Below are 22,213 nucleotides of genomic sequence, written 5' to 3'. Positions count from 1 at the left end.
ACTCCATTTTAAAAATCTGTTACGATATTATGCGGTATTCTATGATACCTTTTCTTTGAAGAAAAATGTCTGCAAACCTTGATTTTAAGCGAACTTTTCAATATTTCCAAGCACTTTATTCTGTTGTGAGAATTTCTTCTCAATTATTTCATTACAATGTTAATAATTTTGCCCGGTACATAAATCTCTTTGATCACATTGCCGGTAAGCTTATCTGCAATTGCAGCTTTTCCTGCAGCAAGTGCATCCTCTTTGGAAGCATCTTTTGCAATGCTGACAACACCCTTTGTCTTGCCGTTAATCTGTACTGCAATTTCAACTTCATCATCTTCCATTGCATCTTTATCATACTCCGGCCATCTTTCTGCAAATACAGAAGTATCATGACCAAGCTCGCTCCACAGTTCTTCTGCAATATGTGGTGCAAATGGAGCAAGAAGAAGCACATAAGTTTCAAGTGTCTTCTTATCTACGCCGCCCTTCTTGGAAAGGTCGATCAGTTTGTTGTTGTATTCCATGAATCCTGAAATTACAGTATTTAAGCTGAAGCTTTCCAGTCTCTGGGTAATATCATATACCAGTTTATGACGAATCTTAACCAGTTCTTTAGTCTCAGCAACATCTGCATCCTTCTGGCTCATTACAAGATTCCAGAATCTGGTGATGAAACGGTATACACCATCGATTCCACGATCATCCCACTCAGAATCCAATTCCGGTGGTCCAACAAACAGCTCATATAATCTTAAGGAATCACAGCCGTAGTCACGAACCAGATCATCCGGTGAGACGACATTTCCTTTAGATTTACTCATCTTGATACCATTCTTACCGGTAATCATACCCTGATTAAACAGTTTGGTAAATGGCTCATCAAAGTCAATTACTCCGATATCATATAAGAATTTGGTATAGAAACGGGAATACAGAAGATGCAGTACTGCATGCTCTACTCCACCGATATACATATCAACTGGAAGATATTTATCTGCTTTCTCGCGGCTTACTAATTCATCTTTGTTCTTGTTATCTACATAACGTAAGAAATACCAGGATGAACCTGCCCACTGAGGCATGGTATTGGTCTCACGTTTTGCAGGCTTACCACAGCAAGGACATGTGGTATTTACCCACTCCGTAATATCTGCCAACGGTGATTCTCCGGTACCTGTCGGCTGATAAGATTCAACCTCTGGTAACAGTAATGGAAGCTCTTCTTCCGGAACCGGAACTGCTCCACAATCCGGACAATGTACGATTGGAATTGGCTCGCCCCAGTAACGCTGGCGGGAGAATACCCAGTCTCTTAATTTATAGTTGGTTGTCTTCTTACCAAAGCCCATCTTTTCAATCATTTCCGGAGCTTCTTTCTTAAGAACGGACGACTCCATTCCATTCCAGTCACCAGAATTAATCATAATACCTTTTGCTTCGGTATAAGCTTCGGTCATATTTTCAATTTCCTTACCATCTTTGGCAATAACCTGGATAATTGGAATATTGAATTTCTTTGCAAATTCAAAGTCACGGTCATCATGTGCAGGAACACACATAATTGCTCCGGTACCATAATCAGCTAATACATAATCAGAAAGCCAGATTGGAACCTTTGCACCATTCAACGGATTGATTGCATAAGAACCGGTAAATACACCAGTCTTTTCTTTATCCTGCAAACGATCTACAGAAGATTTCAGGGATGACTGATAGATATAATCCTCTACTGCAGCTCTTGTCTCATCAGTTGCAAGCTCTTTTGCCAAAGCATGCTCCGGTGCAAGTACCATGAAGGTTGCTCCGTGAAGAGTATCCGGTCTTGTGGTATAAACAGTAATCTCTTTATCGCTTCCATCCACCTTAAAGTTGACTTCTGCTCCATTACTCTTACCAATCCAGTCAGTCTGCATTTTCTTAACCTTTTCCGGCCAGTCAAGCTTATCAAGGTCTGCAAGAAGACGGTCAGCATATTTGGTAATCTTAAGCATCCACTGCTTTAAGTTCTTCTTGGTAACATCAGCACCACAACGCTCACATTTACCATTTACAACTTCTTCATTGGCAAGACCAGTCTTACAGGATGGGCACCAGTTAATTGGCATCTCTTTCTCATAAGCAAGTCCGGCTTTAAACATTTTTACAAAAATCCACTGTGTCCATTTGTAGAATTCAGGATCGGTGGTATTTACTTCCATATCCCAGTCATAGATTGCAGCAATTTCCTGAATCTGACGCTTGATATTCCTGATATTTTCAGCGGTAGATTTTTCCGGATGAACACCCATCTTAATTGCGTAGTTCTCTGCCGGAAGACCAAATGCATCCCATCCCATCGGGTGAATGACATAATATCCATGCATAAGCTTATAGCGGCTCCATACATCAGATATTACATAGCCTCTCCAGTGACCTACATGAAGTCCGTTTCCGGATGGGTATGGAAACATATCCAGACAATAGTATTTCGGCTTCTTGCCATCATTTACGTTAATTGGCTTATCTTCCCAGACTTTACGCCATTTCTGCTCTACCGCTCTGTGATTATACGGTACTGTTGTTTGTGACATCTTCAATTCCTCCTAATTAAAACAGCTTTCGTCCATAAAATAAGGACATGCTGATAGAATGCCTTTTTAGAGACTTATACTCATAAAATTCTATCACATGCCCTCAATTTGTCAAGGAAAAATGGTATTTGTATCAATTGTAAGAATCCGGTCTATCGGACAAATGCTCTTCCCTTTTCCGTCTGTGCCTTCAAAATATTTCGAGCTTGCCGATTCAAACAGCACATAGATATTGCCGTCTGCATAATTAATTTCTTCGGAACATGGTGGCATTTCCACCTTAAGTTCCGGTGCCCGCGGCTTTGTATCCATTGCATCTACATTCTGGTAAATCTTTAAATAGGATGAATTGCTTCTTCCATAGGATGTGCTTAAATACACTCTGTCCTGTTCATCAAAAGCAATTCCCTGCACCTTTTCCGGTATCTGGTAGCGCTGCTGTTCCATCAGTTCTCCATCCTGATATTTATAAGAAATCATAATGGATTTGAATAAGGCATTGTGTGTTGCTACCCAGAGAATTCCATCATGCCAGGTAATGCAGGATGGCATATTCGCTACACGGTATTCTTCAAACATTCCGGTGGCATCCACAAAAATCTTCGGTTTGGACTCTGCAATCTTTTTTATATAACTGTAACTAAGCCGTTCCAAAGACCTTGTGTCCGAATGGCAGATCCAGACATTTCTTCCATCGTAGGTAAGTCCTCCAAGATGGCTGTTCTTTTTCATGCCAAGGGTAACCATATATTCTCCGGTCTCTTTGTCAAAGATATAAAGGGCTCCAAGGCTTTCCGAATCATCCGTATTATATGCTGTAATCATATAATAATCTTCGGTAATACAGATTCCCTGCGGACACTGGTTGTCCGTGGATGTCATATTCTGTGCATAATCCTGTTCCCTGGTGGATGGCATTCCCGGAATATTTACATCATAGGCAAAGCTGAATCCACAATCCTTTAACATCCGGTCATTTCCGCTCATCTGTGATGCCGTGGAATATGGATACATTTCCACGCTGTAAGAAGAATCAATCTTCTTGGTCCATTTTGCGTATAACGATACGTCTCCGAAATTATCAATGTTTATCTCTGTAATCTTATTCTGATAACTGCTTTCGGTATACCAGCCAGCGAAATTATATCCCGGTTTTTCCGGTATATCAAGGGTTAGAGGAAGTTCTTCTATAATATAGTTATAAGTCAAATCAGAAGAAGGGATTCCACCATTTAAGTAATAGGTGATATCATAATCTTCCTTTAATACATTGGCATCTTCCGGCTCCATGCTGTAATAAAGAGAGGTAGTGATTGGCAGAGAACGAAGTGCTTTTGCTTCTGAGAACTGCGAATTATCGAAAAACAGCGCAATAATCAAAACAATTGCAAAAAAAGTTCTTTTCTTTCCCATGTCACCACCACCTCTCTTTCGTCATCCGTTTGTCTTAACAGATATTTTTTCTCATTACACTTATCTCACTACACTATTTATCTTCTTCTGAAGCAAGCTTGGATGCCCGTTCTTCCATCTGTACCCTTGCGACTTCCTCCGGTGCCTGTTCGTATCTGGCAAACTGGTAGGAGAAATCTCCGCTTCCCTGTGTCATGGAACGAAGTCTTGTGCCATAACCATATAATTCAATATAAGGAATATCCGCTAAAATCTCGGTGGTTCCTTTGTTATCCGGTGTCATGCCAAGAACTCTTGCCCGCTTCTTATTTAAATCTCCCATTACATCTCCGGTATAAACGTCTGGTAATGTAATCTTAAGGCTGGCAATCGGTTCTAAAAGCACCGGCTTTGCTTCTAAGATTCCTTTCTTTAAGGCTTCTCTTGCAGCAACCTTAAATGCCATTTCCGAAGAATCTACTGCATGATAGGAACCGTCATAAAGCACTGCCTTGATACCAAGTACCGGATATGCCGCCAAAGGTCCTTTCTGCACGCCCTCCTGAAGCCCTTTTTCTACTGCAGGGAAGAAATTCTTCGGAACCGCTCCGCCAACCACTTCCTGCGAGAACTCATAAGCTTCCTCAAGATTTCCCGATGGTGAAAAACGCATCTTTACATGTCCATACTGGCCATGTCCACCAGACTGTTTCTTATATTTATATTCCACATCTGAGGTTCCTCGGATGGTTTCACGGAATGCAACCTTCGGACGGCTCAGTTCAATCTCTACTTTATATTTATTTTTTAAGGTTTCTACCAGAACCTCCAACTGCTGTTCCCCGATACCATAAATCAGTGTCTGGTGATTAGCACTGTCATTTACCGTCTTAATGGTTAAGTCTTCCTGCATGATTTTCTGCAGTGCCTGGGAAATTTTATCTTCATCACCTTTATTCTTTGCTTTATACCTCATGCCGGTATATGGCTCTGAAATACTTGTCCGGATAAAGAGTATCGGATTGGCTTTTGTAGACAGGGAATCGGTTGTCATAGCTCCGGAAAGCTTTGCTAATGCTCCGATATCTCCGGCATGAAGTTCCGGTACTTCCTGTGGTTTGCTGCCGCACATTACATAGAGCTTTCCAATCCTGCCTTCTGTATCCCGATGATGATTAAAAAGCAAATCATCGGTTTTTAACACACCGGAATTTACTTTTATCAGAGAATATTTTCCAATAAACGGGTCTACAATTGTTTTAAAGATATATGCTGATTTTGGCTTTGAGAAATCATAATCTGCAGAATATACTTCATTGCTCTTGGCATTGATTCCGGTACAGGAACGCTTATCCGGGCTTGGGAAGTATTTTATAATGTCATCTAACAAGGTATACATACCCTGTGCAAGAATACTGGAACCCATGGAAACCGGAACCATGCTGGCATCTGCCACATTCACGCGAAGTGCCTGACGTATTTCGTTTTCCGAGAATTCATCACCATTAAAATACCGCTCCATGAATTCTTCACTGGTTTCTGCTACCGCTTCCATCAGCGCATCGGTACAGATTCCAAGATTGTTCTGGCTGTATTCCGGAATCTCACATTCTACTACTTCACCCTTATCATTCCATCTCTGGGCGCTCTTACGAACCACATTGATATAGCCTACAAATTTCTCGTTTTCACGAATCGGCAGATGAAACGGTGCAATCCGCTTGCCATATAACTGCTGTAAATCTTCTACTACCTGCCGGAAGCTTGCATTATCAATATCCATCTCCGTAACAAATATCATTCTCGGAAGATTGTATTTCTCGCAGATGTCCCAGGCTTTCTTCGTACCGACTTCAATTCCGTTCTTGCCGGATACCACGATAATTGCTGCATCTGCGGCACTGACTGCTTCTTCCACTTCACCGACAAAGTCGAAATATCCCGGAGTATCTAAGAAATTAATCTTGGTATTATCCCAGATAACCGGAACAACCGAAGTATGGATGGAAAACTGTCTTTTGATTTCTTCTTTATCAAAATCACTGATAGTATTTCCATCAGAAATCTTTCCCATACGGGTTGTCATGCCGGATAAATATGCCATTGCTTCCACCAGACTGGTCTTTCCCGCTCCACCATGTCCTAAAAGCACGACGTTTCTGATTCTGTCCGTTGTAAATACTTCCATATGTCATTCCTCCTGTACTATAGATTTATGTATATATTTTACTAAATCAAGTTATTTTCTTCAACTATATTATGTATTATACACAACATTTATGAATGAATTGTAAATGTGCAGTAAACATTTTGCACTATTTTTGATAATTTTATTGTGAAATTTTATATTTTCGTACGTTAAACTTTAACGCTTTAAAGTATTGACATTGTATTCTGATTCCGTTATAGTATACATGCACCACCGGAGAGATACGGTTGCATTCCGTTTCTTCTCATATTATAATAGTCCGGTCAGGTGACATTTTTTAAGTGAGGATTATAAATTATGATTATTGTTATGAAACCATCTGCTCTTCCACAGGATGTAGATAAAATTGTAGATGCAGTGGAAAAAGAAGGCTTAAAAACACATCTTTCCCATGGGGAAGAAGTTACCATTATCGGAGTGGTCGGTGATAAAACCAAATTAGATATTCAGCGCATTGAAGCCAGCCCTGAAGTAGAAAAGGTAGTTCCGATTACCGAAAGCTACAAACTTGCCAATAAGAAGTTCCACCCACAGCCAACCAGCTTCAAGGTTAAGGATACCGTAATCGGTCCTGATACCATGACAATTATGGCAGGTCCCTGTGCCGTTGAAACAGAAGAACAGCTTCTTTGCATTGCCCGTGCAGTCAAGAAGGCAGGGGCAACTATTCTTCGTGGCGGTGCTTACAAACCTCGTACTTCCCCATACTCTTTCCAGGGTCTTGAGGAAGAAGGTTTAAAATATATGAAGACCGCTTCGGATGAAACAGGTCTTGCAACCATTTGTGAAGTAACCAGTGCACATGCCGTAGAATCTGCTGTAAAATATGTCAGCATGCTTCAGGTCGGTGCCAGAAATATGCAGAACTTCGAATTATTAAAAGAAGTTGGCCGTGCCGGTCTTCCTGTCTTATTAAAAAGAGGTCTGTCTGCTACGATTGATGAATGGTTGAATGCAGCAGAATATATTATCTCTTCCGGAAGTCCAAACGTTGCTTTATGTGAACGTGGTATCCGTACTTTCGAGACTTCCACCAGAAATACCTTAGACTTAAGTGCAGTATGTGTCTTAAAGGAACGTACCCATCTTCCGGTCATCGTTGACCCAAGCCATGCAACCGGTGTCCGCTCTTTCGTTGAGCCGCTTGCTAAAGCCGGTATTGCCTGCGGTGCCGATGGTCTGATGATCGAAGTACATAATGACCCTGCACATGCACTTTCCGATGGTCCGCAGTCTCTGAACTTCGAACAGTTTGATTCTGTTATGGAACACATCAAACCATATATTTCCTTAAGCGGAAGGAGCTTAATGTAACATGGACTTTAAGAAAATCGGTTTTATTGGTCTTGGTCTTATCGGCGGTTCGATGGCTAAGACCATAAAACGCATTTACCCGGAAACAGAACTGATTGCCACGTCCGGTCATCTTTCTACCATAACTGCAGCTTTTGAGGACCACACTATTTCCAATGATACACTGCTTGCAATGAAAGATTTCTCTGACTGTGATATTATCTTTCTCTGCTGTCCGGTACAGAAAAATATTGAATACATAAAAGAATTAAAGCCCTTTTTGAAAAAGGGCTGTATTCTTTCTGATGTAGGAAGTGTCAAAGGGGATATTCATGAAAGTATTACAGCCCTTGAGTTAGAATCCTTTTTTATTGGCGGACATCCTATGGCAGGTTCTGAAAAGACCGGCTATCAGGCTGCAACCGCCTATTTATTGGAAAATGCTTATTATATTTTAACCCCGACTGCAAAAACTGATACCGCAGTGCTTCATGCGTTCCGGGATTATATTGCATCCTTAGGCTCAGTTCCTATGATTATGGATGCGAAAACCCATGACTATGCAACCGCTTCTATCAGTCATCTGCCGCATATTATTGCAGCAAGTCTTGTGAATCTGATTCGTGAAACCGATGATGAAAATGAGACGATGAAGACGATTGCAGCAGGCGGATTTAAAGATATTACAAGAATTGCATCCTCTTCTCCTGTAATGTGGCAGCATATCTGTGCCTCTAACCGGGAGCAGATTTTAACACTCATTGACCGCTATACGGAAGAATTAAATACCATGCGTAGTCTGATTGCTGAAAGAAAAGAAAGGGAAATCTATGAATTCTTCTCTCATGCCAAGGATTACCGGGATTCTATCACCATTACTTCTTCCGGTCCATTGCGTAAAGTCTTTGAATGTTATTGTGATCTGATTGATGAAGCCGGTGGAATTGCAACCATTGCTACGATTCTTGCCAGCAACAATATCAGTATTAAAAATATTGGAATTATCCATAACCGTGAATTTGAAAATGGTGTACTTCGTATTGAATTATATGAAGAAGAAGCACTTAACTGTGCCATTGCACTGCTTCGCAAATATCATTATACAGTTTATGAACGATAATATTTAGATAAAATATTGACAATATTTCAGAATGCATCCAGAAAGGATTTATTATGCAGATCAAAAAAGCCCATGCCTTACATGGAGAAATAAATATTCCGGGAGACAAATCCATTTCCCATCGTGCAATTATGTTTGGTTCGCTTTCCAACGGCATAACCGAAATCACCAATTTCTTAGAGGGTGCCGACTGTCTTTCTACGATTTCCTGCTTTCAGGAAATGGGCATTGAAATTGAACAGGAAAAAAGTCGTGTACTTGTCCATGGAAAAGGATTACACGGTCTAAAGGAGCCACAGCATATCTTAGACGCGGGGAACAGCGGAACTACTACCCGGCTTATTTCTGGTATCTTAGCCGGTAATCCATTTGTCAGCCAGTTAGATGGGGATGATTCCCTTCGCACCCGTCCCATGAAGCGTATCATGGAACCGCTTCGTCTCATGCAGGCAGATATCGAAAGTTTAAAGGATAACAACTGTGTTCCTTTAAAAATAACCGGACATGAATTACATGCCATTGATTATACTTCAAAGGTTGCATCTGCCCAGGTAAAATCCTGTATCCTTTTAGCCGGCTTATATGCGGACGGAATTACCAGCATAACGGAACCGGTACTCTCCCGCAACCACACAGAACTAATGCTTCGCTCGTTCGGCGCTAAAGTCACCTCTGAAGGAACAACTGCATCCATTGCACCGGATCCTGTTTTAAACGGACAGAAAGTGGAAGTTCCTGGAGATATTTCTTCGGCAGCCTATTTTATTGCGGCAGCGTTACTTACTCCTGGTTCCGAAGTCTTAATCCGCAATGTTGGAGTCAATCCCACAAGAGATGGCATCTTAAAAGTTGCCAAAGCAATGGGCGGCTCCATCGAACGGCTGAATCCAAGAACCGCATCCGGTGAGCCGGTCTGCGACCTTCTGGTAAAAGGCAGTTCACTTCATGGTACCGTGGTGGAAGGGGAACTCATCCCGACTTTAATCGATGAAATCCCTGTGATTGCTGTTATGGCAGCCTTTGCAGAAGGAATCACTATTATCCGGGATGCTGCAGAACTTAAGGTAAAGGAAACCGACCGTATTCTTACGGTAACAGAAAACTTAAAGTTATTAGGCTGTGATGTTACCCCAACGGATGATGGCATGATTATTCACGGCGGAAAGGCCTTACACACCGCAGCCATAGATGCAGGACTTGACCACCGGATTGCCATGAGCTTTGCCATTGCTGCGTTAAATATTGACGGTGGCATCGAATTGAAGCATTCCGAAATTGCAGAGGTTTCTTACCCTGATTTCTACAAAGATTTAGAGAAATTATCTATGTAAATCATATGTCAGATTATAAATCCACTTAAAAAGCACAAAATCTGCTACAGGCAGTTTTGAAAACATCAAACCGCTTTCAGCCCTTTATTTTCAAGGGTTAAAAGCGGTTTTCATCAACACATTTTATTCTATAACTCAATTTATCTTTTAGACATCATTGAAAATCTGATAAATATCAATTTTTAATGCATCGGTATCTGACATTCCAACAAATACACAGCCATATTTATAGGTTCCGTCCCCCTTCGGGTCACATCTGACAATCTCAAGTACCGCATCAATGACCTCTTTCGTCCAAATCTGAATCTTGGTATCATAGTAGGTTCCAACTTTCAAATTCTGGTCAGAAACAAATCCGATTCCGGAACGTGAAATATCAGTAACTACCACATGAATAAATTTTAAAGTAGTAATATCATCCTGATCCAGACGTTCCAGCTGAACAGATACATCTAAATCCAATCGTTTATGTTTTCTTCTCTCGTCCATAGTCCTCTCCTTCTATCAAGATTAAAGCTAATAAAATTATTTTATCCTATATTTCGAATTCTGACAATAAGAAATTATTTTATCAGCATAGCATCCCCAAAACTAAAGAAACGGTATTTTTCTTCTACTGCTTTCTTATAGGCAGCCAGAATATGTTCCCTGCCTGCAAGAGCAGACACCAACATCACAAGGGTAGACTGTGGCAGGTGGAAATTCGTAATCAGAGCATCTATAACTTTAAACTTATAGCCCGGATAGATAAAGATATCCGTCCAGCCGCTCTTTTCCCGTAAGGTGCCATCTTCTTCTGCTGCAGACTCTAAAGTTCTTGTACTGGTGGTTCCCACGGCAATTACCCGGTGGCCATTTGCTTTGGCACGATTGATTTTATCGGCTTCCGACTGTTCGATCCGGTAGAATTCCGAATGCATATGGTGCTCTTCGATGGTATCTACTTTTACCGGACGGAAAGTGCCAAGTCCCACATGAAGGGTAACTTCTGCTATATCTATGCCCATATCACGAATCTGCTGTAATAATTCCGGTGTAAAATGAAGGCCCGCTGTTGGGGCAGCGGCAGAACCATCATATTTGGCATATACTGTCTGATAACGGTTCTTATCCTTTAACTGATGGGTAATATAAGGCGGCAATGGCATCTGACCAAGCTGATCTAAAATCTCTTCAAAGATTCCATCATAGTGAAACTGAATCAGCCGGTTACCATCTTCTACGACCTCTAAGACTTCTCCGGTCAAAAGTCCCTCTCCAAAAGAAATCTTAACACCAGGCTTACATTTCTTTCCCGGTTTTACCAGTGTTTCCCAGATATCATTTTCTTTTCTCTTTAAAAGAAGAATCTCTATTTTGGCTTCCGTTCCCTCTTTGACTCCAAACAGTCTTGCCGGAATTACCTTGGTATTATTTAACACAAGACAGTCTCCCGGCTGCAGATAATCTACTACATCACGGAATATTTTATGTTCAATATCTCCTGTTTTCTTATCTAAGACCATGAGTCTGGAACTGGAACGATCCTCCAGAGGATCCTGCGCAATCAGTTCCTCCGGTAAATCGTAATCAAAAGCTTTTACATCCATGTTTCTTTCCTCTATTTCTAAGCTCTCAGTTCAATCTTCATTGCTTCTAATGCTTTTACAATGCGGTTCATTGCTCCGCTTAAATCTGCTTCCTCTAAGTTCTTATCCTTTGCACGGAAGGTCAGTGAATAAGCAATAGATTTATAACCCGGTTTAATCTGGGCTCCTTCATAAATATCGAACAGTGTGTAGCTTTCTAAGTAAGTGCCGCCCTTGCTGTCGAATACTTTTTCGATATCTCCTGCAAGAATCTCTTTTGGAACAACCATACTGATATCACGGGTTGCTGCCGGGAATTTGGCAATACCTTCATATTTACGGTCAAAGGTTGTTTCATCCATAATAGATGGCATATCAATCACTGCAACGTATACTCTGTCTTTGATATTGTAATTAGCAGCTACAATCGGATGAACCTCTCCTAAGTAACCAACTACTTTACCATCATATACAATGTTTGCCTGACGGCCCGGATGCAGATAAGGTCTTCCGGACTTCGGATCATATTCAGCTTTCATCGTCATTCCAACTTTATAGAAGAATTCTTCTACCACACCCTTCATGGTAAAGAAATCACCTTCACCATACATACCAAGGGTAAACTGCATTCTCTCGTCTGGAAGTTCCGTTACCGGTACACTCTTTGGCAGATAAATGTTGCCTAATTCATAGAGACGTACATCTTTATTTCTTCTGTTGTAGTTGGTTGATAAAGATGTCAGCATTCCATTTAAGGATGTGGTACGCATAATACTGAAATCTTCTCCCAAAGGATTGGAAATTGTTACGGTCTGGCGTAATGGTGAATCTTCCGGAAGTAATAATTTATCAAATACCTTCGGGCTTTCGAAGGAGTAATTCATGCCCTGTGAAAAACCGCAGAACTCTGCAATTTCTCTTGCAATTGCTTCGATTCTTAATTTATAAGATAACATTCCGGTAGTAGCTTCTCCGCTTGGCAGGGTTGTTGGAATGTTTGCATAACCAAAGAATCTTGCTACCTCTTCTGCAAGGTCTGCATCACACTCTAAGTCCTGTCTCCAGGATGGAACTAATACTTCATTGGTTTCTTTATCATAACCTAATTCCAGACGTTTAAAATAGGAAAGCATTTCTTCCGGCTTAATATTGGTTCCTAATAATTTATTGTATTTCTCCGGTTCAAAAGGAATCCGTCTGCCTTCTTTCTTATTCTCGTAAATATCAATGGCTCCGCCAACTACTTCACCGGCACCTAATTCTTCGATTAACTGGCAGGCTCTATTCATAGCTTCCATAGCAAGGTTCGGATCCAGACCTTTTTCAAATTTGGAAGACGCATCGGTACGAAGCCCGATTTTCTTACCGGAAAGGCGGATATTGGTTCCATCGAAGCATGCAGCTTCAAAAAGCATGGTTTTTACATTGTCTGTAATCATGGAATTCTCGCCACCCATAATACCTGCAATACCGATTGCTTTCCTGCCATCACAAATCATCAGAACGTTTTCATCCAAAGTACGCTCCTGACCATCCAAAGTTGTAAATAATTCGCCTTTTCCGGCACGTCTTACAACAATCTCTTTTCCCTCGATGGTATCCCAGTCATATGCATGCATCGGCTGTCCGTATTCTTCCATAACATAGTTGGTAATGTCCACAATGTTATTGATTGGACGGATTCCCTGGGCTGCAAGTCTGCGCTGCATCCACTTTGGTGATGGAGCAATCTTAATATTCTTTACCACACGGGCGGTATAACGAGGACATAATTCTTTGTCTACTACATTTACTTTAATATAGTCATTGACATCCTCATCATTTCCGGTCTCAGTTACAACCGGCGGTACAAATTCTTTCTTAAAGGTTGCTGCTGCTTCTCTGGCAATTCCAAGGATTGAAAAACAGTCTACACGGTTATTTGTAATCTCATATTCCACAATAGTATCGTCAAGGCCTAATGCTTTAATTGCATCATCACCCGGTTTTACCTCATCCTCTGCGAAGATGTAGATACCATATTCCGGAGCTTCCGGATACATATCACGGGTAGAACCAAGTTCTTCAATGGAGCACATCATTCCATTGGACTCAATTCCTCTTAATTTACCTTTTTTAATTTTGATGCCGCCTTCTGTCATCTTTCCATCATGTCCACCGGCAACACGTCCGCCATCTAATACAACCGGAACTTTATCTCCTTCTTTTACATTCGGAGCACCGGTTACAATCTGTACGTCCTCACCTGTTCCCACATCTACCTGACAGATGATTAACTTATCAGCATCCGGATGCGGCTCGATTTTCTTAATCTGTCCAACGACGATTTTCTCTAAATCGGCATCCATTTTCTTGTAAAATTCTACTTTTGAACCGGACAGAATCATTGCATCGGTATATTCCTGTGCATCTACATTAAGTCCCGGAACCAAAGCTTCTATCCATTTTAATGATGTATTCATATTGTTTCTCCTTCTATCAACTCTCTACTGTGTTCTTTTTCTTTCCGACTACAGGAAGCATGTCCCTTCAACTTCCCTGTTCATTAAAACTGTCTTAAGAAACGGTCATCATTCTCATACAAGAGACGCATATCATCAATTTCATATTTCAATAAAGCAATACGCTCAAGACCAACTCCGAATGCAAATCCTGAATATTCTTCCGGATCAATACCGCTCATACGAAGCACCTTCGGATGAACCATTCCACAGCCTAAGATTTCAATCCATCCTTCTCCCTTACAGAAACGGCATCCTTTACCGCCACATTTAAAGCAGGTGACATCCATCTCTGCACTTGGCTCTGTAAATGGGAAGTGATGCGGACGGAATTTTACTTTGGTTTCCGGTCCGAACAGACGGGCTGCAAACTCCTGCAGCGTTCCCTTTAAATCTGCAAATGTAATATTCTTATCGATTACCATTCCCTCAATCTGGTGGAAAGATGGTGAATGGGTTGCATCTACTTCATCTGCACGGAATACTCTTCCCGGTGCAATCATACGGATTGGAAGCTTTCCTTTTTCCATGACACGGACCTGTACCGGTGAAGTCTGGGTACGAAGCACGATTTTATCATTAATATAGAACGTATCCTGCTCGTCTTTTGCAGGATGATTTGCAGGAATATTTAACGCTTCAAAGTTATAATAATCATATTCTACTTCCGGTCCTTCCACTACTTCATAGCCCATACCGGTAAAGATACGCTCTACTTCTTCCAATGCAATGGTATTCGGATGACGATGGCCGACACGGTTCTTTTTAGCCGGAAGTGTAACATCAATTACTTCATGTTTTAATTTCAGTTCCATCTGGGCAGCTTCTAATTTCTGTTTTGTCTCATCTAATTTCTTTTCAATAGCTTCCCTGGTCTCGTTTACCAGCTGTCCTACCAGAGGTCTGTCCTCCGGTGCAACATCCTTCATTCCTTTTAATACTGCGGTGAGTTCACCTTTCTTTCCGAGAAATGCAACTCTGACATCATTCAGTTTGCCAAGTTCGCCGGATGATTCAATCTGATGAATTGCCTCTTCCCTGATTTTCTGCAGCTTTTCTTTCATAATAATATCTCCTTCTATCATTTTATTTCATTCATAAATAAACTACGAGAAATACGCTTTGCGAATTTTTCACGTAAAAAACGCGAAGCATTTTCTTCCCATAGGGACGAAATTACTCCGCGGTACCACCCTGATTTCTAAATCATTAGACACTTATAAATACTTAACGCGTATCACGTCACAGACTACTAACATTCACCTGTGCAGCTTCCGTGCGAAATTCAATTACTGCCTTACCTTAAGGAAACTTTCAGCCGATGATTTCCTCTCTCTTTAAAAAGTACAATAACCTACTGAACACTTTCATTGCCTTTTACTTTTTCACTAAATGTTATAATACCACAGGGTTTCTAAAACTTCAAGTTATTTTTTATCCCGTTTCCGCTCCTTCTTCTGCTGTATGAATCCTGCAATATATTCGTCGAATACCACATTGAATTCCGCACATAACATCAGGATATACATACAAAAATACATCCACAACATAATTAATACCAATGTAGTCAGGCTTCCATACATGGAAAATCCATTAAAATAATTCACATAGATAGATAATCCGGCAGAAAACACACACCAGGCAATGGCACAAAGTACTGCACCCGGAAGCTGGGAACGAAAGGTTGCCTTACGGTTTGGTATCAATGTAAAAATCACTACAAAAAGAATGACTAACACCAGTATCATAATAAGGCTTCCACGTTCAAATATGAGGCTTACAATATGTGTCATTATCGGGATATGCTTCACCAGAAGATGTTCTAATGATTTGCCAAATACCAGTAATACCAGCGAGATTACAATAGCAATGACAAATACAATGGTATAAATAATCGCCCAGAAACGGAGAACAAACCAGTTTCTGGTCTCCACAATATCATTTACCACATTCAACCCATTTGCCATATACTGCACACCCTTGGCTGCCGACCACACTGCTGCGATGGCTGCAATTGATACGATTCCAAAGGATTTGGTATAGACTTCATTGATAATATTTACCAGGAACGGTGCAATATATTCAGGCATTGTTTCATTTACAATCTGTAAAATCATCCCTTCCGTTACCGGCGTGTACTGCAAAAGGGAACTGAATACCATAAGAAACGGGATGCTGGATAAGAGGATAAAAAATGCCGCCTGTGCTGCAAATGCATTGATATTATCCCGTTTACATTTATCTAAAAATGATTTTACATTTCCAATCAGTTTCCAGAGCAAACTTATGCACCCCCTTCTTCCTTCGTCGTATTTTGTGGCTGATATAACTCAGTCAGTTCTGTATCCTGATAAAAATAATTTAATATCCTTTTATAATCAAAGCCCTGCCCGCAAAGCTTTTGTGCCCCATTCTGGCTCATGCCGATTCCATGACCGTAACCACCGCCAAGGACTGCATAAGTTCCATCCCCTTTTGCCTGTATACTGATATAAGCACTGGGCAGAATACTCATTTCCACACTGCTTCCATCCAAAAGGTTAATATTCGTAATACCACAGCCCAAAATTGCACGCATATTATATTCGGACTGTACGCTGACTGCACCATTCTGGAATTCAAGTTCCAGTTCTAAAATAACACCACTCTGATTGCGTTTTACCACATTTATTGCCTGCAATGAGCCAAAGTTACTGCAACTGTCTGTTGTTTCCGTCTTAGATGCATCTTTATAATAACTAATTGCCTCCGGCTGGTGCTCTTTTCTATCGGCTATCGTATGAAGCAATGTCTCATCTTTTCCCTGGAAATCAAGCACAGTATTCCAACGGAAATATTTCAAATCCGATTCATAGCAGGCACTGTCTACGTTACTGATATAATCCAAGAAGCTTTTTTCATCCGATAAATCAATGGGATTTTCTTCACTGCGCACCCAGACGCCCTGCAAATAACCATAAGCATCTTTATCAAGATTCCAGGCTTCGTAATCTCCGGTATGTCCATAGGATGTGGAATAATAATAAGTCTCTATAATATCACCTTTATAAGAAAGTACCTGACCTTTCGTCTCATCTACCGCAGCTACCGTTTCCGGCGTCTGATTCTGCTTATTATACACCTGAAAATTCACACTGTCATCTACATGTGCTCCATAAGCTTCATATTTATTGTGCATCATCTGGATATAAGCATAGCTTCTGGCACAGACAGCCTGTGCTTTTAAGGCTTCCATTCCATAAGAAGATGGAACCTCACTTGGGATAACGCCCTTTACATAGGATTCTAAATCCACTACATTTACCACGGTATATCCTTCCGGATACATACGAAGCTCCATGCTGCCTGCATAAGCCGGAGATATGCGATTGCCCTGATTGTCAGTAAAATAGAATGGCGATGTGCCATCCTCTGCGACTAATGAAACAGACGATGTTGTCAGTATATTGGCATAACAGGATGCTGTAATCACGCTTCCTGCTTCTAATACAGTTTCCGTTTCTCCATAATAAAGATGCACCGGCACATCCGATACCAATGATACATCAGAACGGAACATATTATCATTGTCTAATAACAAAACACGGATGTTTTCTATTTTAGCAGGCTCTGTCAAAAGAATGGCGCAGATCTGTTTTTCTGCCACTACAAATGTAATTTCCATATTTTCCAGCATCAGCGCATCCATGGAGACTTCCCGGATTCCATCATAAGTTGCATATATTTTCATGGCTTCATCTATCGCAACTTGTCCATATCCCTTAATCTCCATTGCGGTATCTGTTTTTGATATCAGCTTTCCGGTAATGGTATCTTCCTTCCGGCTGATTTTATGTATCTCTTTTTCACTGAAAAAAATATCTGCTACGACATTTGATAATTCTTCATCGGTATCAACCGGCAGCTGGTATTCTGTTCCCTGATAAAGAAATGTAAGATTTCCTTCTATATTTGAAATGAGATAGGCATTTTTCAATGCCACATCTTCTTTATCCTTTGCGGCGACCCCGATTACTTTATCCTCTAACAGATAAACACCATAACTGTGAAGCTTCTGATACCACTTTAGATTGGATGTAATGGCATAAATGCCATCCTGTGTGGTAAGCTGCTTTTTTTCTTTTTTCAATACAAGAATGTCCTTTTTTAAGACAGACGTATCGGTATCAAGATAACTTAAAATTTCATCATATATAGCAAACCAGGCTGCCCGGTCAATGTTTTTTTTCGAATCATCCAAAGGAATATATTCTTTTAAATGAAGCAATTCCAGAATGCCACTTACATCATCATAGGTAAGTGTTCCCTGTTGCGGCAGTTTCTCAGCCCATTCGTCCTTGGAATAATAAGTAAACTGCAGCAGGGAGGGAATCTCATTCCGATAAACACATTGTTCGGAATATCCATTTTTCTCCCCTTTTGTATCCGTTATCAGAACCACCAGTATAAGAACCAGAAGTGCTCCACAAAACAGCAACAGATAATTACTTTTTTTACTTTTCACTTTTCGCATAATAACTCCTTTATTGCCTGTTGCAGAAAAGAAGCTGCTTTTCAGCAGCTTCTTTTTTCTCTTTTGTATTTTCGGTTCTTTTGTAAACATGCTTCTTTGGTATACTATATGTTTATCTTCCGTACCTTATGATTCTTTTGTACACAAAGATTCTTTCGTCTATTCATACCTTATCTTTAGCAAATATACCCAAAATGCCGTTTCCTGTATTTTGACTCCTAGCAAAGCTAGGTGGGTAACCTCAACCAATACTCTGCCTTCCACTGCAAACGGAGGCCTGACATCCTATTGGAAATATTGGAATCCCGTTTAAAGTAAATGTAGGTTCAAAATAACAGGCGTGTCGAACATCCCAGGCATAAAACTATCTGCTTTTTGTAATTGTTATTATACTCTAATATGTGTTGTTTTTCAATGTAAAATTCCTGTCAAATTGTGGAACAATTTATGATTGCAGATCTTTCGGTGAAAAGGATGCCGGAAAAAGCTCTTCTAATTTCATAACTTTGATACCGCCAGCTCCATCTTCCATAATTACCTCAAACGTGCTTCCATCTACAAATTCCGTCAACACCTGCCGGCAGACACCACAAGGTGTAAGCGGTTCTTCCCTATCGCCTACCACAGCAATCGCCAGAAAATCTTTTTTTCCTTCCGATACTGCTTTAAAAACTGCTGTCCGCTCCGCACAGTTTGTCGGCGTAAAGGCTGCATTTTCGATATTACATCCGGTATAGATACTGCCATCCTTACAATAAAGGGCTGCACCTACATGAAAATTGGAATACGGTGCATAGGAATATTTTTTGGCTTCTTTTGCCGCTTCTAATAATTGTCTTTTGTCCGTCTCCATGACACTCACCTTTTCTAAATTATTTCTGTTTTACAAATTTTTTTCATTATCTTATCATTCTTCATTGCTCTTAATATCTGCTATCCCAGAATATCAACGGCAGAACTTGTGCCAAGCCGTGAACAGCCTGCCTTAATATAATTTTCCATATCTTCTTTGGTACGGATTCCTCCGGCCGCCTTAATCTTAACCTCTGCTCCAATGTGTTCTTTCATTAATAATACATCTTCCATGGTAGCACCTGCCGTTCCAAATCCGGTAGATGTCTTGATAAAATCTGCTCCGGCATTGGTTACCGCATGGCACATGGCAATCTTTTCTTCTTTTGTAAGATAACAGGTTTCGATAATAACCTTTAAGATCCTACCTCCTGTTGCCTCTTTTAAAAGACGGATTTCCTCTTCTACTTTATGATATGCCCCATTCTTTACATCGCAGATATTAATTACCATATCAATTTCGTCTGCGCCGTCTTCCAATGCTTTCTTTGTCTCTGCCAGCTTTCCTTCAGTGTTCGCATATCCTAACGGAAATCCTACTACGGTACAGATTTTGATTTTATCGCCGTAAGTTTCTTTTACCCGGCTGATGTAACAGCTTGGGATACAGACCGATGCGGTATGGTATTTTATTGCTTCTTCACATAATTTTTCTATGTCCTTCCATGTGGTAAAGGCTTTTAACGCAGTATGATCCACATAACGATATAATTCTTCTTTTTCCATTTTGTACCTCCGGTATTTTTTTTAATTGTAATATATATTCTGTAATTTATCCAGCAAAAAACATTTTATCAGAGAACATTTTTACATTAGTACTATCTTCCTATAATTCTAAATTTTTTAGAAAACAATTTTAAACTTTCTTTAAAATTTACACTTTTTTCTTGTTTTCTACAACCGAAATATGATAACATATTAAAATAATTAAAAGAGGAGGAACAATATGACAGGACGTTTTTATGAAATCACACCGGAAATAATGGAACTTGCGAATAAATGCTCCGCATCATCCATCATTCCTTCTGAATTATATACGAAATATAATGTTAACCGTGGTCTTCGTGATTTAAATGGAAAGGGTGTTCTGGTAGGACTTACACACATTTCTGATGTATGCTCTACCAAGCTGGTAAATGGAGAATACATTCCAGCTGAGGGCGAACTTTATTACCGTGGCTATAATGTAAAAGATTTAGTAAAAGGGATTGCACCGGACAGCCATTTTGGATTTGAGGAATGTGCTTATCTTCTGATGTTTGGTGAGCTTCCAACCAAAGAACAGTTGAAAAACTTCTGTGGACTGCTTTCCGAATACCGTACACTTCCAACCAGCTTTGTGCGTGATATTATTATGAAAGCTCCAAGCAAAGATATGATGAATACACTGGCAAGAAGTGTGCTTACACTTTATTCCTATGATGACCGTGCCAATGATATTTCACTTCCAAATGTATTGAGACAGTGTTTACAGCTTATCAGCTTATTTCCACTGCTTTCTGTATATGGTTATCAGGCTTACCGCCATTATCATGATGGTGCCAGTCTTTATATTCATACCCCACAGCCGGAATTATCTACTGCAGAAACAATTCTTCATATTCTGCGGCCAGACAGTAAATATACCCCATTAGAGGCAAAACTTTTAGATATTGCATTAATCTTACATATGGAGCATGGTGGTGGAAATAACTCTACCTTTACTACCCATCTGGTATCTTCTTCCGGAACCGATACTTATTCTGTTATTGCTGCATCCCTTGGTTCCCTGAAGGGTCCGAAACATGGTGGTGCCAATATCAAAGTGGTTCAGATGTTTGAAGATATGAAACGCACTGTAAAAGACTGGACAGATGAAGACGAAGTAGGTAAATATCTTACCGCACTTCTTCATAAAGAAGCTTTTGACCATGCCGGTCTTATCTATGGAATGGGTCATGCAGTATATTCTCTTTCCGACCCAAGAGCAGTCATCTTCCGCGGTTTTGTGGAAAAACTTTCCCAGGAAAAGGGCTATGAGAAAGAGTTTGCACTCTACTCTTTAGTAGAACGTCTTGCACCGGAAATCATCGCCAAAGAGCGTAAAATCTATAAAGGCGTAAGTCCGAACGTAGACTTCTTCAGCGGATTTGTTTATCATATGCTTGACCTTCCATTAGAGCTTTATACACCGATTTTTGCAATTGCAAGAATTGCCGGCTGGAGTGCCCACCGCTTAGAAGAGCTTTCACAGAATGGAAAAATTATGCGTCCTGCATATCGTAACATCGGTGAACGCAAAGAATATGTTCCGATTGACAAACGTTAAACCGCAAGCTTCTGCCACCTGCAGCTTCTTACGGAATGCTTAAACACAAAAAACTGTAGTTCTTATCCGGTATCTTTTCCAGATATAAACTACAGTTTTTTATAAATTATTATAAGTAAATATTTTTTATAAATACTTCTCTCTGGCATTCTTTAATGTACTGACCAAAAAAAGACAGGATAACACCAGCAGCAGAAGGATTCCTGATTTAATAATAATCGGCAGTTTAAAGATGGTCTCACCCAATGCCGTCACAATGCCATATACTAATGCCAGTGCTCCGCAAAGAAGCATTTTCGGTGTTACTTCTTCTCTTATCTTCTCCGGATGTTTACATTTTTTTAATTCCTCCGGCGTTGCCAAAAGGCTGCTTGTCTTTCCGGTACTTTTCATCCATATGCCATTCATAAGAACATAGACACCTACCAGTGCTACCACAACATCTACTACTAAATTCCAGTTTACTTTCATAATATGTAACCTCTTTTACTCTTTTTTCCTGATTCTGATTTATCTTACCACACTTTACATTGCTATGTGAACATATTTATCATATAACTTT

16 protein-coding genes, 1 other RNA gene and 1 other annotated feature are annotated in these 22,213 nt (G+C 40.3%); of the genes, 4 read left to right on the top strand and 13 right to left on the bottom strand.

Annotated features, from left to right (window positions below; all coding sequences use genetic code 11):
- Positions 1–143: 143 nt before the first annotated feature.
- The 3 genes from leuS to DXB39_RS02215 form a co-directional block, all read right to left on the bottom strand.
- Complete coding sequence (gene leuS / locus DXB39_RS02225) at positions 144–2,564, bottom strand: leucine--tRNA ligase (RefSeq protein WP_117698990.1); 2,421 nt, start codon at positions 2,562–2,564, stop codon at positions 144–146.
- A gap of 111 nt (positions 2,565–2,675) precedes the next feature.
- The gene (locus tag DXB39_RS02220; protein WP_117698991.1) at positions 2,676–3,977 is read right to left on the bottom strand and encodes an InlB B-repeat-containing protein; all 1,302 of its coding nucleotides are present in this window, start codon (positions 3,975–3,977) and stop codon (positions 2,676–2,678) included.
- Between the two features lie 73 nt (positions 3,978–4,050).
- Positions 4,051–6,144: an elongation factor G gene (locus tag DXB39_RS02215; protein WP_117841088.1), complete on the bottom strand. Its 2,094-nt coding sequence runs from the start codon at positions 6,142–6,144 to the stop codon at positions 4,051–4,053.
- A gap of 318 nt (positions 6,145–6,462) precedes the next feature.
- Between DXB39_RS02215 and aroF the strand changes: the two genes are divergently transcribed.
- From aroF to aroA, 3 genes are read left to right on the top strand one after another with little or no spacing between them, the layout of a single operon-like run.
- Positions 6,463–7,479 carry a 3-deoxy-7-phosphoheptulonate synthase gene (gene aroF, locus DXB39_RS02210; protein ID WP_022243873.1) on the top strand — a complete coding sequence of 339 codons (1,017 nt, stop codon included), beginning with the start codon at positions 6,463–6,465 and terminating at the stop codon, positions 7,477–7,479.
- Position 7,480: 1 nt separating this feature from the next.
- Positions 7,481–8,578 carry a prephenate dehydrogenase gene (locus DXB39_RS02205; protein WP_117841089.1) on the top strand — a complete coding sequence of 366 codons (1,098 nt, stop codon included), beginning with the start codon at positions 7,481–7,483 and terminating at the stop codon, positions 8,576–8,578.
- A 53-nt stretch (positions 8,579–8,631) separates the two neighbouring features.
- The gene (aroA, locus tag DXB39_RS02200; protein ID WP_117841090.1) at positions 8,632–9,909 is read left to right on the top strand and encodes a 3-phosphoshikimate 1-carboxyvinyltransferase; all 1,278 of its coding nucleotides are present in this window, start codon (positions 8,632–8,634) and stop codon (positions 9,907–9,909) included.
- Positions 9,910–10,056: 147 nt separating this feature from the next.
- Here the strand turns inward: aroA and DXB39_RS02195 are convergent, their stop codons facing one another.
- The 9 genes from DXB39_RS02195 to deoC form a co-directional block, all read right to left on the bottom strand.
- Positions 10,057–10,398: a PilZ domain-containing protein gene (locus DXB39_RS02195; protein ID WP_022243876.1), complete on the bottom strand. Its 342-nt coding sequence runs from the start codon at positions 10,396–10,398 to the stop codon at positions 10,057–10,059.
- A 74-nt stretch (positions 10,399–10,472) separates the two neighbouring features.
- Positions 10,473–11,498, bottom strand: a complete 1,026-nt coding sequence (queA, locus tag DXB39_RS02190; protein ID WP_117841091.1) for a tRNA preQ1(34) S-adenosylmethionine ribosyltransferase-isomerase QueA — start codon at positions 11,496–11,498, stop codon at positions 10,473–10,475.
- Between the two features lie 17 nt (positions 11,499–11,515).
- A complete protein-coding gene (gene pheT / locus DXB39_RS02185; protein WP_117841092.1) occupies positions 11,516–13,939 on the bottom strand; it encodes a phenylalanine--tRNA ligase subunit beta in 2,424 nt (807 codons plus the stop codon).
- An 83-nt stretch (positions 13,940–14,022) separates the two neighbouring features.
- The gene (gene pheS, locus DXB39_RS02180; RefSeq protein ID WP_117698997.1) at positions 14,023–15,042 is read right to left on the bottom strand and encodes a phenylalanine--tRNA ligase subunit alpha; all 1,020 of its coding nucleotides are present in this window, start codon (positions 15,040–15,042) and stop codon (positions 14,023–14,025) included.
- A gap of 99 nt (positions 15,043–15,141) precedes the next feature.
- Positions 15,142–15,358, bottom strand: a binding site (T-box leader).
- A 47-nt stretch (positions 15,359–15,405) separates the two neighbouring features.
- Positions 15,406–16,260 carry a YihY/virulence factor BrkB family protein gene (locus DXB39_RS02175; protein ID WP_022243880.1) on the bottom strand — a complete coding sequence of 285 codons (855 nt, stop codon included), beginning with the start codon at positions 16,258–16,260 and terminating at the stop codon, positions 15,406–15,408.
- A gap of 2 nt (positions 16,261–16,262) precedes the next feature.
- Entirely contained in the window at positions 16,263–18,491 is a 2,229-nt protein-coding gene (locus DXB39_RS02170) for a SpoIID/LytB domain-containing protein (protein ID WP_158561502.1), read from the bottom strand.
- Positions 18,492–18,673: 182 nt separating this feature from the next.
- A non-coding RNA gene (ssrS, locus tag DXB39_RS02165) (6S RNA) lies at positions 18,674–18,853 on the bottom strand.
- An 83-nt stretch (positions 18,854–18,936) separates the two neighbouring features.
- Complete coding sequence (locus DXB39_RS02160) at positions 18,937–19,344, bottom strand: cytidine deaminase (RefSeq protein ID WP_022243882.1); 408 nt, start codon at positions 19,342–19,344, stop codon at positions 18,937–18,939.
- A gap of 80 nt (positions 19,345–19,424) precedes the next feature.
- Positions 19,425–20,069: a deoxyribose-phosphate aldolase gene (deoC, locus tag DXB39_RS02155; RefSeq protein ID WP_117699001.1), complete on the bottom strand. Its 645-nt coding sequence runs from the start codon at positions 20,067–20,069 to the stop codon at positions 19,425–19,427.
- A 220-nt stretch (positions 20,070–20,289) separates the two neighbouring features.
- Between deoC and DXB39_RS02150 the strand changes: the two genes are divergently transcribed.
- Complete coding sequence (locus tag DXB39_RS02150) at positions 20,290–21,651, top strand: citrate/2-methylcitrate synthase (protein WP_117698988.1); 1,362 nt, start codon at positions 20,290–20,292, stop codon at positions 21,649–21,651.
- Between the two features lie 126 nt (positions 21,652–21,777).
- Here DXB39_RS02150 and DXB39_RS02145 read toward each other — a convergent pair whose 3' ends face one another.
- Positions 21,778–22,122, bottom strand: a complete 345-nt coding sequence (locus DXB39_RS02145; RefSeq protein ID WP_022243885.1) for a hypothetical protein — start codon at positions 22,120–22,122, stop codon at positions 21,778–21,780.
- Between the last annotated feature and the right edge of the window lie 91 nt (positions 22,123–22,213).

The sequence above is a fragment of the Roseburia sp. OM03-7AC genome (genome assembly GCF_003462625.1).
Classification (GTDB): Bacteria; Bacillota; Clostridia; order Lachnospirales; family Lachnospiraceae; genus Roseburia_C; species Roseburia_C amylophila.
The sequence above is the reverse complement of the archived record's forward strand: the minus strand, read 5'-3'. Positions and strand labels throughout refer to the sequence as shown.